The sequence below is a fragment of the uncultured Serinicoccus sp. genome, assembly GCF_947500995.1.
Classification (GTDB): domain Bacteria; phylum Actinomycetota; class Actinomycetes; order Actinomycetales; family Dermatophilaceae; genus Ornithinicoccus.
Genome location: NZ_CANMUA010000008.1, coordinates 88,971 through 104,431, shown reverse-complemented (window position 1 = coordinate 104,431; position 15,461 = coordinate 88,971). Strand labels below are relative to the sequence as shown.

Genomic DNA, 15,461 nt, shown 5'->3' with positions numbered 1-15,461 from the left:
TGACGTGCACGTGGCCACCCCGACGCGCCGGTGAGCGGGGCCAGGACGCGTTGTGCTGGCAGACTGCGAGCGTGCCGCCCGCCCCCTACCTCGCCCTCGTGCTCGGGGTCGCCATCGTCTGCCAGCTCGCGGCATACCGGCTGCGGGTGCCCTCGATCCTGCTGCTGCTCGTCGTCGGGTTCGGGCTCGGGCAGTTCGTCAGCCCCGAGACCGTGCTCGGCCGGGACCTGCTCTTCGCGGGCGTCAACCTGGCGGTCGGCGTCATCCTCTTCGAAGGGTCGCTGTCGCTGCGGTTCCGTGACCTGCGGGGCCTGAGCACGGCCGTCGTCCGGCTCTGCTCCGTCACCGTGCTGCTGGCGTGGGCGCTGACGACCGTGGCCGCCATCGTGGCCGGGGTCGAGTGGCAGCTCGCCCTGCTCATCGGGGCGCTGCTCGTGGTGACCGGCCCCACCGTCATCGCCCCCATCATCCGCCAGCTGCGCCCCACGCGTCGGGTGTCCTCCATGCTGCGGTGGGAGGGCATCGTCGTCGACCCCATCGGTGCGATCCTCGCCGTGCTGGTCTTCCAGGCCATCATCGTCGGCGGCCCGGACGGGGCGCTCGCGACGGCCGCCCTCACGCTGGGCCGCACGGTCGTCATCTCCACCGTGCTCGCGCTGCTCTTCGGGGTCCTGCTGGAGGTGGCGATGCGTCGTCACCTCATCCCTGACTTCCTCGAGGGCGTGACCTTCCTCGCCGTCGCGGTGGGGTCACTGGTCATCTCCAACGAGCTGCAGTCCGAGAGCGGCCTGCTGACCGTGACGATGCTGGGCATCTACCTCGCCAACCGGCCCGGGCTGCGGCTGGAGCACGTCCGGGAGTTCAAGGAGCACCTGCAGGTGCTCATCGTGGGCGCGCTGTTCGTGCTGCTGGCCGGGCGGGTCAGTCCCGCCGAGGTGGTCGCCGTCGCGCCCACCGCGGCGGTCTTCGTCCTGCTCCTGCTCCTCGTGGTGCGCCCCGCGTCCGTCGCGCTGGGGCTGCTCGGCACCCAGGCGACCCGGCAGGAACGCACCCTGCTGGCCTTCATGGCGCCCCGGGGCATCGTCGCCGCCGCGGTGACGAGCATCTTCGCGCTCGAGATCGAGCACGCGGCCGACGAGGCGCGCTCGCTGGCCGCGCTCGGCGGGGAGGACGCCCGGGAGAGCCTCGCGCTCGAGGCCTCGGCAGAGCGGCTGGAGCAGCTCGTGCTCGCCTCGGCCGACCTGGTGCCCCTGGTGTTCGTGACCATCGTCGTGACGGTCGCGGTCTACGGGCTGGGGGTGGGGCGCCTGGCCGAGCGGCTGGGGCTGGCGACGACGACGCCCAACGGCGTCCTCTTCGCCGGGGCGCCGCTGTGGGCGCGGCAGGCCGCGGGGGTGCTCACCGAGCTCAAGGTGCCGACGCTGCTCGTCTCGCTGGCGCCGGCCGAGGTGGCGCAGGCGCGGATGGCGGGGCTGCGGGTGGAGCGGACGCACATCCTCTCGGAGTATGCCGTGGAGGACATGGAGCTGGCCGGTCTCGGCTCCCTCGTCGCGGCCACGCACGACGACGACACCAACTCGACGGCGGCGCGGGAGTTCGGGCACGCCCTCGGCCAGTCCAACACCTACCAGCTGCGGCGCCAGGGCGAGTCGCTGCCGCGGCGCTCGAGGCCCCGGGACCGCACCAGCGGGGGCAGCGGCGGCACGCTCTCGGAGGCCAAGGCCAAGCAGCAGACCGCCAGCAAGCTCACCGCGCAGGTCGCCTTCGCCCCGCCCATGTCGGCGCCCGAGCTGGACACCGCGACCCGGGAGGGGATGCAGGTGCGCAAGACCCGGCTGACCTCCCAGCACACGCTCGACGACTTCCGGGAGCGCGAGCCGGACGCGGTCCTCATGTTCGTCGTGCAGGACGGGGTGGCGACGGTCGTCACCCCGCGCAGCCACCTCCCGCAGGAGGGCGCCACCCTCGTGGCGCTCGTGCACGCGCGCTGACCGGGCCCGCTGCCCCGCGGTTCGGCGACACGCCGGTCTGGTGGTTCAGGGTCCGCGTCGGCCTCGCTAGGGTGCGGAAGCGTCGAATGTGACAGATGTGATTCGTGTGACCGGGCTGGTCCGCGCGCAGGACGGCCCGGCACCGCGACGAACCGCGTGCCTGCGGAGAGGACCCTCATGAGCACCACGACCCTGCGGACCCTGACCGTCGCGGCCGGAGCGGCCGCGCTCACGGCGCTGGCCGCCGGCCCCGCCCTGGCGGTCGACGAGGACCAGCTGGCCGACACCTACGACAACGTGCGGTGCGACGTCATGGCCATGCCCGGTACGGCGACGGCGACGTACCTCGACGAGGCGACCCACGGGCCATACCTCGAGGGGGGCAACGAGTGGGTCGCCCTGACCCTCACCTCGGACGACAGCGCCGTCGAGGTCGCCGACCCGGGCTACGGGGAGACCTACAGCAGCGAGGGCGGGGCCGTCATCCGCGAGATCACCCTGTGCCAGGGCAGCGCGGCCGCCGAGGAGGAGGCACCGGCGCCCGAGGAGGAGTCGGACGGCGGTGCGGCCGCCGAGGACGGCGGTGCGGCGGCCGAGGACGACGGTGCGGCGGCCGGCGACGAGGCCGCCGCCGGGGACGACGAGGCGAGCGCGGGCAGCGACGACGCGGCCGCGGGTGACGAGGCCCAGGAGGACGTGCAGGCCGCCGGGCCCGCGGTCGAGACCGACGGGCCGCTGCGGGAGGCCGGGCTGTCGCCGTTGCTCGTCGGTGGTGCCGTCCTGGCGGTCGCCGGTGCCGGTGCTGCCGCGCTGGGTGTGCGTCGCCAGCAGCACCGCCACCAGGGCTGAGCCCTTCCGGAGTCCCGAGCGTGAACGCCCGCCTGCTGGTGCCCACCGGGCTGCTGGTGGGCGCGCTCGGGGTCAGTGCGCTCGCCGTCCAGGCGGTGGGGGCGATCCAGGGCACCGACGGGCGGCCCGTCCACGCCGAGGGCGACGCGGCGCCGGCCTGGGTCACGGTGCCGGCGGCGGGGCTGGAGGAGGAGCCCATCGCGCCCGAGGGCCTCACGCCCCAGGGGACGATCAACCCCGACCAGGGCGAGGCGATCTGGTACGCCGGGTCCGGGCGCGTGGTCCCCGGCCAGGTGGGGACGGCGGTCATCGCCGCGCACGTCACCTACTACGACGAGCCGGACGTGTTCTACGACCTGGCCGAGGTGAGCGACGGCGACGTCGTCACGGTCGGCTACGGCCACGGCGGGACCCGTGACTTCGTCGTCACCTCGACCCAGCAGATCTCCAAGGAGGGCCTGCAGCGCAGCGACGCGGTCTGGGGCGACCAGGACGAGGTGGCGCGGATCGCCCTCATCACCTGCGACCCCTCCCTGGGCGCCCGCAGCGACGGCGGGCAGAAGGCCAACTTCGTCGCGATCGCCGAGGCCGTCGACGGCTGACCCGGGCGCGGTCAGGGGGAACGGGGACGGGGGCGGGGGCCCGCGGGGTTAGGCTGGAGAGGTCCGCGCCCGGGGTGCGGACGTCCCCCATCGTCGTGCCCCTCAGACCCGAGGCCCTCCTTTGTCGACCCTGTCCGCCACCGCTCAGCCCCGCACCGCACGTCCCCCCGCGGGCGGGCAGCCGCCTCCCCTCGCCTTCGCGGCCCTCATCCTGGGTGGTGTCGGCATCGGCGTCGCCGAGTTCGTCACCATGGGCGTGCTGCCGCAGATCGCGACCGGCCTCGACGTGTCCATCCCGACGGCCGGGTATGCCATCTCCGCCTACGCGCTCGGCGTGGTCGTCGGTGCCCCGGTCGCCGCGGTGGGGGCGGCCCGGCTGCCCCGCCGCGCCGTCCTCGTCGGCTTCATGCTGCTCTTCGCGCTGGCCAACGCGGCCGCGGCCCTCGCCCCCACGCTCGGCACGCTCGTGGCCGCCCGCTTCGTGGCCGGGCTGCCGCACGCCGGCTTCTTCGGGCTGGCCTCCCTGGTCGCGATCTCGCTCGCACCTCCCGGCCGGGGCGGCCGCGCCGTCGGCACCGTCATGCTGGGCATCCCGATCGCCCTGCTGGTCGGGGTGCCGCTCGGCACCTGGGCCGGGCAGGTCTTCGGCTGGCGGGTGAGCTACTGGGCGGTCGCCGTCATCGGGCTGCTGGCCGCGGTGCTGGTGCGCCTGTGGGTGCCGCGCACCCCCCGCGACCGGACCCGCTCGCGCCGGGCCGAGCTGCGCGCCTTCACGAGCACCCAGTTCTGGCTCACGCTCGCGATCGGGGCCATCGGCTTCGGCGGCATGTTCGCCACCTACTCCTACATCGCCCCGACGCTCACCGACGTCACCGGTCTCGCCGAGAGCTGGGTGCCCGTCTTCCTGCTCGTGTATGGCGTGGTGTCGGTCGTGGGGACGTGGCTCGGCGGTCGGCTGGGGGACTGGTCGGTGCTGCGCACCCTGGTCCTCACCGGCACCGGGTCGGCGGCCGCGCTGCTCGTCTTCTTCTGGAGCTCCGGCGCCCTCGTGCCGGCCATGGTCACGGTCGCCGCGATCGGCCTCTTCAGCTCGGCCTGGGTGATCGGGCTGCAGCTGCGGCTCATGCAGGTCGCCGGTCCGGCCAGGACCCTGGGGGCGGCCATGAACCACGCCTCCCTCAACGTCGCCAACGCGCTCGGCGCCTGGGTCGGCGGGCTGGTCATCGCCGCGGGCTACGGCTACCGCGCGCCCGCGCTCGTCGGCGCCGCGCTCTCCGTGGCCGGCCTCGTCGTGCTCGGCGTCTCGCTGCTCGTGCACCGACGCCACGTGGGGCCGCGGGCCGCCCGGGGCCGGCGCGAGGCGGACCTGACCCGCTGAACGCCACACGCTCCTACCGCGCATCGAGGTAGCGAAGCCTCACCGTCCTGGCGCGCCCGGCCGACCCGGAGGACGCTGGAGACATGGTCGGGTCATCCCTGCAGCAGCACGCCGAGCCGCGCACCACCGCGAGCACGCTCAACTGGCTGCGCGCCGGGGTCCTCGGCGCCAACGACGGGATCATCTCGACCGCCGGCCTGGTCATCGGTGTCGCCGCGGCGACCACCGACCGCACGGCGATCCTCACCGCCGGGCTCGCCGGTCTGGCCGCGGGCGCCATGTCGATGGCGGTGGGGGAGTACGTCTCGGTCAGCACCCAGCGCGACAGCGAGCGCGCCCTGCTCGACCTGGAGCGGCGCGAGCTGCAGGAGATGCCTGAGGAGGAGCTGGCCGAGCTCACCGACATCTACCGCGGCAAGGGTCTGTCCCCCGAACTCGCGCACCGGGTGGCCGTCGAGCTCACCGAGCGGGACGCGCTCGCGGCGCACGCCGAGGCCGAGCTGCACATCGACCCCGACGAGCTCACCAACCCCTGGCACGCCGCCTGGGCCTCGCTGGTCGCCTTCACCCTCGGCGCCCTGCTGCCGCTGCTCGCCATCCTCTCCCCGCCGCTGGCCTGGCGGGTGCCGGTTACCGTGGGCTCCGTGCTGCTCGCCCTCGTGCTCACCGGCTGGGTGAGCGCCACCCTGGGCCGCTCGCCGCGGCCGCGGGCGATCGCCCGCAACGTGCTGGGCGGCCTCACCGCCATGGCCGTGACCTATGCCATCGGTGCGCTGGTCGGCACGCAGCTCTGACCCCGAGGTGCCACACTGGCGCGGACGCGTCATACCCGAGGGAAGAAGGACGTCCGCATGGCCGACCAGACCACCACGCTGCTCATCCTGGGAGCCTCCGGTGACCTGACCCGGCGGCTGCTGCTGCCCGGGCTCGGGACGCTGCTGCGCGAGGAGACCGACCGCAGGGTGCGGGTCCTGGGCGCCGACCGGCTCGAGCTCAGCGACGAGGACTGGCGGGGCAGGGTCCGCGACAGCCTCGCCGAGGCCGAGGTGCCCGACGACGTCGCCGAGCCGGTGGTGAGCGCGGCGACCTACCTCCGGACGGACCTCCTGGAGCGGGACCAGCTGCAGGCCCTGCTCGACGCCGTCGACGAGCCGGTCGTGCTCTACTTCGCCCTGCCGCCGGCGATCACCATCAAGGTGTGCGCGCTGCTGGAGGAGCTCACGGTGCCCGAGGGCACCCGACTGGCCCTGGAGAAGCCCTTCGGCGACAGCCTGGAGTCGGCACGCGCCCTCAACCGACAGCTGCTGCGGGTCGTCCCCGAGGGCGACATCTTCCGGATCGACCACTTCCTCGGCGTCAACACCATCCTCAACCTCATCGGCATCCGCTTCGCCAACCGGCTGCTGCAGCCGATCTGGTCCGCGGAGCACATCGAGCGGGTCGACATCTGCTACGACGAGACGCTGGCGCTGGAGGGGCGGGCCGGCTACTACGACCACGCGGGCGCGCTCATGGACATGATCCAGAGCCACCTGCTGGAGGTCCTCGCCTTCTTCGCGATGGAGGCCCCCGCGACGATGCACGCCGAGGAGATCCGCGGCCTCAAGGCGCAGGCGCTGCGGGCGACCCAGCCGTGGGGCCACGACCCGGTCGCCGCGTCCCGGCGGGCGAGGTACGTCGCGGGTCGGCTCGGCGACCGCACGGTCCCCGACTACGCGGACGAGGAGGGTGTCGACCCGACCCGCCAGACCGAGACGCTCGCCCAGCTGACGGTGCAGCTGGACAACGCCCGCTGGGCCGGGGTGCCCTTCGTGCTGCGCTCCGGCAAGGCGCTGGGCACCGCCTCCAAGCAGGTGGTCGTGACCTTCCGGGCGCCGGCGCACGTGCCCGACGGGCTCACCGACACCCCGGACCCGGACCGGCTCGTGCTGGAGCTCAAGCCCGGCAGCGTCTCGCTCGACCTGTCCATGAACGCCGAGGGCGACCCCTTCGAGCTGGAGCAGAAGGAGCTGTCCGCCGAGCTCGGCAAGGCCCGGATGCTGCCCTACGGCGAGATCCTCGGCTCCATCCTCGACGGCAACCCGCTGCTGACCATCCGCGGCGACGAGGCGGAGGAGCTGTGGCGGATCGTCGAGCCGGTCCTCGACGCCTGGCAGGCGGACGAGGTGCCGCTGGAGGAGTACGCCGCAGGCTCGGCCGGCCCCGACGGCTGGGTCTGACCCCGGGTGGCGGACTCCGGCGCCCCCCGCCCACCCAGGCGCTAGAGTCCGGCCATGGGATGGAGAGACCTGGGGGAGTCGGTCTGGACGAGCACACCGCTGACGGTGGCGCGCCGGGGTGCGCTCCGGGCGGGGACCCGGGCGCTGAGCACGACGTACAGCCTCTACAAGGTGCACCCGGCGACCTGGCGGCTCACCGCGACGCACTACCAGCCGTGGATGGGCGACTTCGCCCGGCTGCACGCCTGGATGACCTGCCAGCTCGGCTCGTTGCACGTCCCGGCATACCGTCAGCACCTCGCGGAGCACGACTGGCGCTTCCGCTGGTGGGACCTGGAGAACTACCCGCCCACCGACAAGGCGAGCTACGTCCAGCGGTATGACGAGACCTCCCGCACGCGCTCCGGTCGCCTCGAGCTGCGCGGGACGCTCGTGGACGAGAGCTCGGGCAGCTCCGGCACCCCTTTCAACTGGGTGCGCGGCCGCGACGAGCTGGCCGACATCCACCGCAACGTCGCCGGCTTCACCGCGCTGATGATGCGCGACGAGGAGCGGCTCTTCGTCATCAACGCCTACTCCATGGGGGCGTGGGCCACCGGCACCAACACCGGCATCGCCATGGCCAAGATCGCCATGGTCAAGAACACCGGCCCCGACCTGGACAAGATCGTCGACACGATGCGCCACTTCGGGCCGGGCTTCACCTACCTGGTCTCGGCCTACCCGCCCTTCCTCAAGGACCTGCGCGACCGGCTGGACGCCGAGGGCTGGGACTGGCCGGCCTGGCGGATGCACGGCCTGGTCGGCGGTGAGGGGATGACCGAGGCGCTGCGCGACTACTGCGAGGAGCGCTTCCTCACCGTCCGCTCCGGCTACGGTGCCTCCGACCTCACCATCGGGATCGGCGGCGAGACCGACCTCACGGTGTGGCTGCGGCGTGCGCTGCTGGAGGACCACGACCTGCGCGAGGCGGTGCTCGGCCCGGGCGAGACCCGGACCCCGATGATCTTCCAGTACAACCCCCTGGAGACCTACCTCGAGACCACCCCCGAGGGCGAGCTGCTCTGCACGCTGACCTCGACCGCGGTGCTCTCGCCCAAGCTGCGCTACAACATCGGTGACGAGGCCCGGCTCATGGACTGGCACGACCTCGCGGCGGTGCTGCGCAGCCAGCCGGAGTGGCAGGGGCCGGCCCGCGAGGCCTTCGCCAAGCAGAGGATGAAGCTGCCGCTGCTGCTGCTCTTTGGCCGGGCCGACGCCACGATCTCCTTCATGGGCGCCAACATCTACCCGCAGGACGTGGAGAACGGCCTCTACACCGACCCGCGGCGGGCCGCCCAGATCGGCTCGTTCACGCTGACCCTCGAGGACGTCGAGCAGGACGCGACCCGCCAGCAGCCGACGATCCACCTCGAGCTGCGCGAGGACGTGCAGCTCGAGCCGGCTGAGCGGACCGCGCTCGCCGATGGTGTGCGCGAGGGCGTCGTCGACTACCTCGCCCGGACGAGCCGCGACTTCGCGCAGTCGCTGGAGGAGAGCGAGCGCAGCGACGACATCGAGGTGCGGGTGCACGACGCCGGCACCGGGCCGTTCGCCGCGACGCCCACCACGCTCAAGCGCGTCTACCTGCGTCCGGGTGCCGCGGGCTGATGGAGGGCGCTGGGGCGGTCTTCGTCGGCGCGACGCGCTACACCTCCCCGCTGGCCTGGGTGCGTCTGGCGCCGCGCTGGCGGGCGATGGTCGACCAGATGCGCCGGATGCCGGGCTACGTGCACCACCAGGTCTACCTCGACCCGCCGTTCACCCTCGGCACCGTGGGCTACTTCTCCACCCGCGAGGACCTCCTGCGCTTCGCCCGCAGCGGGGTGCACCGCGAGCTCATGCAGTGGGTCACCGACGGTACGCAGCACGCGACCGGCGGCTACATCCGGGTCTACGAGCGGCCCGTGACGGGCGCGCCGGTCGAGGAGGAGGGGCGTCGTGCGCACGCGTGACTTCTCCGCCGCACCGCCGCTGGCCAGGGCCACGGTGATGCTCACCGTGGAGCCGGAGCAGGGGCGCGCCTCGGGCGCGTGGCTGCGCTCGGTCACCCGCGCGCTGGAGGGGCCCGGCCCGGTGCGGCGCGAGTGGCTGCGCGTCGGGGTGCGTCGCACGGGTGTCATCGCCTGGTATGCCGACGCCGCCGCCGGCGCGGACGCGCGCCGGCGGGTGGAGGATGAGGGCGGGGTCGTGGTCCAGGTGCACGAGGCGGATCCGGACGGCTACAGCAACGGGGTGTGGCGGGCCGAGGACGGGCGGATGGCCCACGTGGAGCGCTTCACCCCGGTGGGCCGCGAGGAGGTCGGGCCCCCGGTGGTGCGGGAGCGCTCCGGCAGGGGCTCGGGCCTGCGGGTCGAGCCGGTCCGCACCCGGGCCGACCTGCGCGACGTCCTGCGGGTGCCGCCGTGGGGGACGCGGCGCGAGACCCACGGGGTGCCGTTGTGGCACAGCACCGTCCGCTCCTGGTGGACCGGCAGCGGGCCGCACCACGCGCACGGGGCGGTCCAGCTCTACGTCGTGCGCGACCCGTGGGGCATCGTCCACGGCCGCACGACGCTGCACACCGACGACCGGATGGACCACAAGCTCGGCGAGCGCACCCTGCTCATGGGGGCCACCGAGTTCGCCGGGGAGGCGGCCCTGGTCGCGATGGTGGAGTACGCCGAGGCCCTGGCGCGGCAGCGCGGGCGCACGCGGCTCCTGGGCCCGGTGTCGCTGCTGCCGAACCAGGTCGGCGGGGTGGTGACGTCGGGGTGGGAGGAGCCGGGCTTCCTCGACGGGCCGTGGAGCCCGCCGCACTACGTCCGGGACTGGGAGGCGGCCGGCTTCGAGCGGGTCTGGACGGGGTCCACCTGGATCTGCCCCGACCTGGGCTCGCTCGACCCGACGGCCCTCTTCGGCGACGACCCGCTCCCGGAGGGCGTCGTGCTGCGGCACGCCGACCGACGCCGGCTGGATGAGCAGCTGCCGGTCCTGCGGCAGATGCTCAACGCCTCCTTCGCCGAGCTCGGCTACTTCACCCGGATCGAGGCCGACGAGCTGGCCGCTGCCACCGACGGTCTCGCGCACCTGCTCGACGAGCGCCTGCTGCTCTGGCTGGAGCGCGGCGGGGAGCCGGTGGCCTTCGTGCTGGTGGTGCCCGACCTCACCGACTTCGTCCGCTCCACCGGGGGGCGGCTCGGGCCGGTCGACACCGTGCGGCTCCTCGCCAGCCGGCGCCGCTACCGGCGCGAGGCCGTCCTCATCATCAAGGGCACCGTGCCCGGGGCGCGCGGGCAGGGGCTCATGCGCCACCTGTCGCGAGAGCTGCTGCAGGGTCTGCAGGCCGGAGGGTATGACGCGCTCCGGGTCACCTTCGTCGAGGACGACAACACGGGGTCGCAGGCACAGTTCGTCGCCATGGGCGGGCGGCCGCTGCACGGCACGTGCTTCTACACCCGCGCGGTGCACGTCGGCGGGACCCCGAGTGGTGACCAGCGCACGGTCGCGGCCCCGACCTCGGCCGTCAAGGAGCGCGGCCCGGCGGTGCGGCTGCTGGCCCGCGCCCACGACTGGGGCCGCGCCCCCAGCGCGCACAACACCCAGCCGTGGGACGTGCGGGTGCTGGACGAGGACAGGCTGCTGCTCGGGTGGCACGCCGACCGCGAGCTGCCCGTCGCCGACGCCGGCCGGCGCGACCTCCTGCTCTCGCTCGGGGCCCTCGCGCTCAGCCTGGAGGTGGTGGCGGCCGACCTCGGGCTGGAGGCGGACGTCACCTGGGGGGTGGACGTCGACGCCCGCCGGGCCGCGGTGGTCACGCTCCGTGCCCTCCCCGGCCCCGAGACCCGGTCGCAGCCCCCGCAGCGCCGTCCGTCGCCGGCGGCCGCGGGCGCCCGGCAGGCGCCGCCGCCCTGGTCCGTCGCGGAGCTGCACGCGCGGGCGACGGTCCGCACGGCATACCCGCAGCGGCCGAACCCGTGCCAGGTCGCCGAGATCGCCCGCACCGCCGGGCTCGGGGAGGGTTGCGGCCTGCTGGAGCTGCCGGACGACCTCGTCGACGAGCTGCTCCCGCGCGCGACCGCGCACACCCTCACCGGGCCCGCGGCGTCGGAGCTGGCGCAGTGGTTGCGGCTGTCGCCACGCCACCCCCGCCGCGACCTCGACGGTCTCAGCGCGACGGCGCTCGGGCTCTCCGCGGCGGAGGCGCGCGGTCTCGCGCTGCTCACCTCGGCCGGGCCCCTGCGTCGGGCGCTGGAGACCAGCCGTCTCGACCGGTGGGTGGCGCGGACCAGCGCGCTGCGGCCACGCGGCGCGGTTCTCGCCCTGTGGGCCGCACCGGGCCTCACGCCGGACGAGCTCGGCCCGCTCGGCGGGTCGCTCCTGGCCTGCTGGCTGGCCGGGGAGCGTGGCGGCTGGTCCGCGCACCCGCTCAGCGAGCTGCTGGACGAGCCCCACGCCGCGGCCGCGGTCGACGCCCACGTCACGGGGGAGCTCGGACACCCCGCCGCGGTGTATGCCGTGTGGCGCTGCGGCCGCCCCGACGCCCTGCCCTACCGCAGCCCTCGCCTCACCGACTGAGCCGACGGCGCGGTCACGGGTCCGGCGTCGCTCAGGCGGCCTGGCGCTCCTCGCGACGGGACCGCAGGCCACCCGCCCAGGTGGCTCCCCGGCCGACCAGCTCGTAGAGCACCGGCACCAGGATGAGCGTCAGCGCGGTCGAGCTGATGAGCCCGCCGATGACGACGATGGCCAGCGGCTGGGAGATGAACGCCCCGCCTCCGGTGACGGCGAAGGCCATCGGGGTGAGCGCCAGGATGGTCGCCAGCGCGGTCATGACGATCGGCCGGAACCGGTGCCGCGCCCCCTCGAGCACGGCCTCGGTGCGGCCCAGACCGCGGGCGCGGTACTGGTTGACCAGGTCGATGAGCACGATCGCGTTGGTGACGACGATGCCGATGAGCATGAGCAGGCCGACCATCGAGGCGACGTCCAGCGCGGTGTCGGTGAGCAGCAGCAGCGCGATCGAGCCGGTCGCCGCGAAGGGCACCGACACGAGCAGGATGAGCGGCTGGACCAGCGAGTTGAAGGTCGCGACCATGACGAGGTAGACGATGGCGATGGCCGCGAGCAGGGCCAGGCCGAGCGCCGCGAAGGCGTCCTGCTGGTCCGAGCTCACACCGCCCAGCGTCACCTCGACGCCCTCCGGGGTCTCCAGGTCGTCGAGGCGCTGCTGCAGGTCGGCGGTGAGCGCCCCGAGGTCGTCGGTCGCGGAGCGTCCGCTGACCGTGGCGGCGCGCAGCCCGTCGACCCGGGTGATGCTGACCGCCTCGTCGACCGTGCGCAGCTCGGCCACCTCGCCGAGGGCGACGGGGTCGCCGTCGGGGTCGGAGCCGACCTCCAGGTCCCGCAGGGCGGCGACGTCGTCGGCCGAGCCCTCGCTCACGACGACGTCCACCTGGGTGGCGTCGATCTCCACCTGCCCGACGACCGCGCCGTCGGTGGCCGCCTGGATCGTCTGGCCCAGCTGGGCCTCGGCCAGCCCGGCCGCCGCGGCGGCCTCGCGGTCCACCTCGACCTGCAGGGCCGGCACGGTGTCGGTGAGGTTGTTGGTGACGTCCAGCGCACCGGCCTCCTCCATGAGCGCGACGACGTCCTGGGCCGCCGCGTCGAGCTGGTCGAGGTCCTGGCCCTGCACCTGCACCTCCAGCCCGGCGGTCGTGGGCCCACCCTGCTGGCCGGCCTGCGCGGTGAAGGTGGCGCCCTCGGGCAGGTCGACGGAGGTGGTCAGCTCCTCGCCGAAGGCCTCACCGTCCACGCCGTCGTCCAAGGTCACGGCGAACGTCGCGGAGTTGGCCCCGCTGCCGAGGAAGACCGCCTCGATCCCGCCGGGGCTGCCAGCGGTGACCTGGTAGGTCACGACCTCGTCCTGGTCGGCGAGCCACGCCTCGACCTCGGTGGCCTGCTCGTCGGTGTCGTCGAGCGTGGTGCCCGTCGGCATGGTGAGCGTGCCCTGCAGGGTGTTCTCCCCGGTGCCCCCGATGAAGTCGGTCTTGAGCAGGGTCGCGGCATACCCGGTGCCGCCCAGCAGGAGCACGGCCAGGCCCACGGTGAGCCAGGGCCGGCCGAGGGCGTTCCGCAGCACCGGCAGGTAGGTCCGCTGCATCCGGTCCGGCTCGTCGGTGTGCTCGGTGAGGGCCGACTCGGGCTCGTGCTTGCCCACGCCGGAGCTCCGGCCGAGGAACCAGAAGCCCAGCACCGGGATGATGGTCAGCGCCACGAGCAGCGAGGCCAGCATCGCCAGGGTCACGGTGACCGCGAAGGGCCGGAACAGCTCGCCCACCTGGCCGCCGACGAAGCCCAGCGGCAGGAAGACCGCGACCGTCGCGATGGTCGCCGAGGTGATCGCGCCGGCCACCTCCCGGGTCGCCTCGACCACGGCGGTGCGCCGGTCCTCGCCGCGCGCGACGTGGCGCTTGATGTTTTCGATGACGACGATCGAGTCGTCGACGACGCGGCCGACCGAGATGGTGAGGGCGCCGAGGGTGAGGATGTTGAGGCTGTAGTCCGCCACCTGCAGCCCCAGCAGCGCGATGAGCAGCGACAGCGGGATCGACACCGCGGTGACCAGGGTCAGGCGGACCGAGAGCAGGAAGAGCAGCACCACGAGGATGGCGAAGCCGAGCCCGAGCAGGCCCTCGGTGGCCAGGTCCTCGATGGACTTCTCGATGAACGGCGCGCCGTCGAAGATGGTCACCAGCTCGCCGCCGTCGAGGTCGGTGGTGATCTGGTCCTGCAGCGCCGCCAGCTCGCTGGAGATCTCCACCGCGTTGCCGTCCGGCGTCTTGGTGATGGCGAGGCCGACGCTGGGCTCCCCGTTGGTGCGGGTGTATGCCGTGGGCTCGCGCTCCTCCAGCGTCACCGTCGCGACGTCGCGCAGCAGGGGGACCTCGACGGCGCCCGCCTCCTCGGCGGCGGCGGTGGCCTGCTCCGCGGCGCCGGCGGCAGCCGCCGCGGCCGCGGCCAGCTCGGGGTCCTGCGGTGCGGCCTGGGCCGCCTGGGCGGCCTCGTCCGCCGCGGCCTGGGCCTCCTGCGCCTGGGCCCGGGTCTGCGCCGCCGCCTGCTGGGCGGCGACGGCCTGCTGCCCGAGCATGGGGAGCGCGCCGATCTGCTCGGCGGAGGTGAGCCGCGAACCGACCTGCACCGGCAGCTCGGTGTCACCGTCCAGGACGGAGCCTCCCGGGAGCACGACGCCGTTGGCCTGCAGCACCTGGCTCACCGTCTGCAGCGTCACCCCCGCGTCGGCGGCCTCCTCCTCGTCGAGGTCCACGGTGACCACCCGGTCGGCCACCCCGGAGAGGGTGACCGAGCGGACGCCGTCGATGTCCTCGATGTCGGGGATGACGACCCGCTCGAGCCGGTCGACGAGGTCGCGGGCGTCCTCCCCGCCGCTTCCGGCGAGCTGGATGATGGGGAAGTCGTCGAGGTTGCCGGCGAAGATCTGTGGGGAGGCCGAGTCCGGCAGGTCGGGCAGGGACAGCACGGCCCGCTGCAGGTCGGTCTGCGCCGCGCCCGTGTCGGTGCCGTAGTCCAGCTCGATGACGACCGAGGAGAAGCCGTCGGTGCTGGTCGAGGACACCTCGACGACGTTGTTCAGCCCCTGCGCGGCGACCTCGACCGGCTCGGTGACCTGCTCCTCGACGACCGAGGTGCTGGACCCGGGCGTGCTGGTGGCGACGACCAGCACCGGGAACTGCAGCGACGGGAAGAGCTCCCGCGGCAGGCTGCTGGCCGACCAGAGGCCGGCCAGGATGCCGAAGACGGTGGCGAGCGCCACGAGCGCCCGGTTGCGGACGCTGAACAGGGTGAGACGTGCCATAGGATGCCTAGCCTAAGGCGAACCATTACCCTCGACCGAATCGACGAAGGAGTGCGACGTATGGATCGGCCCGACCAGCACGGACGTGCGGCGCTGCTGGGCCGGATCGGCGCCAGCGAGGCCCGGCTCCACGCGGTCGCCATGCGGTGGCTCGACCCCCGGCCCGTCCCCGCCGAGCTGACCCTGCGCCAGGTCCAGGTGCTCGTGCTGGTCCGGGCCAACCCTGATCTCAGCGGGCAGGCCCTGGCCGAGCACCTGGGGGTGTCCACCCCGACCACGAGCGGGATCCTCGAGCGCATCGTCGCGCGCGGGTGGTTGCGGCGCGAGCACGACCCGGCCGACCGGCGGCGGCTGGTGCTGCGGATCACCCCGGAGGGCGAGGAGGTCCTCGCCTCGCTGGAGGGTCCGGTCCTGCAGGCGAAGGCTCAGGTGCTCGACCGGCTGAGCGACGCCGAGCTCGCCGACCTGGCGCGCCTCACCGAACGCATGCAGGACGTGGCCGAGCAGATCGACGCCGAGCGGGGCTGA

General features: G+C 74.0%; 11 protein-coding genes. 10 read left to right on the top strand and 1 reads right to left on the bottom strand.

The genetic code is table 11. From position 1 onward, the window contains the following. Positions 1 to 71: 71 nt before the first annotated feature. From Q0967_RS13210 to Q0967_RS13170, 9 genes are all read left to right on the top strand, one after another. Positions 72 to 1,991, top strand: a complete 1,920-nt coding sequence (locus tag Q0967_RS13210) for a sodium:proton antiporter (protein WP_298749955.1) — start codon at positions 72 to 74, stop codon at positions 1,989 to 1,991. A 177-nt stretch (positions 1,992 to 2,168) separates the two neighbouring features. After that, on the top strand, positions 2,169 to 2,840 hold the full coding sequence (locus Q0967_RS13205; RefSeq protein ID WP_298749952.1) for a hypothetical protein: 672 nt from the start codon (positions 2,169 to 2,171) through the stop codon (positions 2,838 to 2,840). Positions 2,841 to 2,860: 20 nt separating this feature from the next. Next, positions 2,861 to 3,442 carry a class F sortase gene (locus tag Q0967_RS13200; RefSeq protein WP_298749950.1) on the top strand — a complete coding sequence of 194 codons (582 nt, stop codon included), beginning with the start codon at positions 2,861 to 2,863 and terminating at the stop codon, positions 3,440 to 3,442. A 121-nt stretch (positions 3,443 to 3,563) separates the two neighbouring features. Continuing rightward, complete coding sequence (locus tag Q0967_RS13195) at positions 3,564 to 4,820, top strand: MFS transporter (protein WP_298749948.1); 1,257 nt, start codon at positions 3,564 to 3,566, stop codon at positions 4,818 to 4,820. 83 nt (positions 4,821 to 4,903) lie between these two features. After that, the gene (locus Q0967_RS13190; protein WP_298749945.1) at positions 4,904 to 5,614 is read left to right on the top strand and encodes a VIT family protein; all 711 of its coding nucleotides are present in this window, start codon (positions 4,904 to 4,906) and stop codon (positions 5,612 to 5,614) included. A 57-nt stretch (positions 5,615 to 5,671) separates the two neighbouring features. Continuing rightward, positions 5,672 to 7,039: a glucose-6-phosphate dehydrogenase gene (locus tag Q0967_RS13185; protein ID WP_298749944.1), complete on the top strand. Its 1,368-nt coding sequence runs from the start codon at positions 5,672 to 5,674 to the stop codon at positions 7,037 to 7,039. 54 nt (positions 7,040 to 7,093) lie between these two features. Further along, positions 7,094 to 8,689: a phenylacetate--CoA ligase family protein gene (locus Q0967_RS13180; protein WP_298749943.1), complete on the top strand. Its 1,596-nt coding sequence runs from the start codon at positions 7,094 to 7,096 to the stop codon at positions 8,687 to 8,689. Further along, positions 8,689 to 9,033 carry a monooxygenase family protein gene (locus Q0967_RS13175; protein ID WP_298749942.1) on the top strand — a complete coding sequence of 115 codons (345 nt, stop codon included), beginning with the start codon at positions 8,689 to 8,691 and terminating at the stop codon, positions 9,031 to 9,033. Before Q0967_RS13180 ends, Q0967_RS13175 begins: the two co-directional genes overlap by 1 nt. Next, positions 9,020 to 11,635: a hypothetical protein gene (locus Q0967_RS13170; protein WP_298749939.1), complete on the top strand. Its 2,616-nt coding sequence runs from the start codon at positions 9,020 to 9,022 to the stop codon at positions 11,633 to 11,635. The genes Q0967_RS13175 and Q0967_RS13170 overlap by 14 nt, the downstream gene beginning before the upstream one ends. 31 nt (positions 11,636 to 11,666) lie before the next feature. On the opposite strand, the gene Q0967_RS13165 is transcribed toward Q0967_RS13170, so the two are convergent. Beyond that, entirely contained in the window at positions 11,667 to 14,933 is a 3,267-nt protein-coding gene (locus Q0967_RS13165; protein WP_298749937.1) for an efflux RND transporter permease subunit, read from the bottom strand. A 60-nt stretch (positions 14,934 to 14,993) separates the two neighbouring features. On the opposite strand from Q0967_RS13165, the gene Q0967_RS13160 reads away from it, so the two are divergent. Next, a complete protein-coding gene (locus tag Q0967_RS13160; RefSeq protein ID WP_298749935.1) occupies positions 14,994 to 15,461 on the top strand; it encodes a MarR family winged helix-turn-helix transcriptional regulator in 468 nt (155 codons plus the stop codon).

What these genes read in the sequence shown, in the direction of transcription:
- Q0967_RS13205 (WP_298749952.1), top strand. Translation starts at nt 2,169, where the DNA reads ATGAGCACCACGACCCTGCGGACCCTGACCGTCGCGGCCGGAGCGGCC.
- Q0967_RS13190 (WP_298749945.1), top strand. Translation starts at nt 4,904, where the DNA reads ATGGTCGGGTCATCCCTGCAGCAGCACGCCGAGCCGCGCACCACCGCG.
- Q0967_RS13185 (WP_298749944.1), top strand. Translation starts at nt 5,672, where the DNA reads ATGGCCGACCAGACCACCACGCTGCTCATCCTGGGAGCCTCCGGTGAC.
- Q0967_RS13180 (WP_298749943.1), top strand. Translation starts at nt 7,094, where the DNA reads ATGGGATGGAGAGACCTGGGGGAGTCGGTCTGGACGAGCACACCGCTG.
- Q0967_RS13175 (WP_298749942.1), top strand. Translation starts at nt 8,689, where the DNA reads ATGGAGGGCGCTGGGGCGGTCTTCGTCGGCGCGACGCGCTACACCTCC.
- Q0967_RS13165 (WP_298749937.1), bottom strand. Translation starts at nt 14,933, where the DNA reads ATGGCACGTCTCACCCTGTTCAGCGTCCGCAACCGGGCGCTCGTGGCG.
- Q0967_RS13160 (WP_298749935.1), top strand. Translation starts at nt 14,994, where the DNA reads ATGGATCGGCCCGACCAGCACGGACGTGCGGCGCTGCTGGGCCGGATC.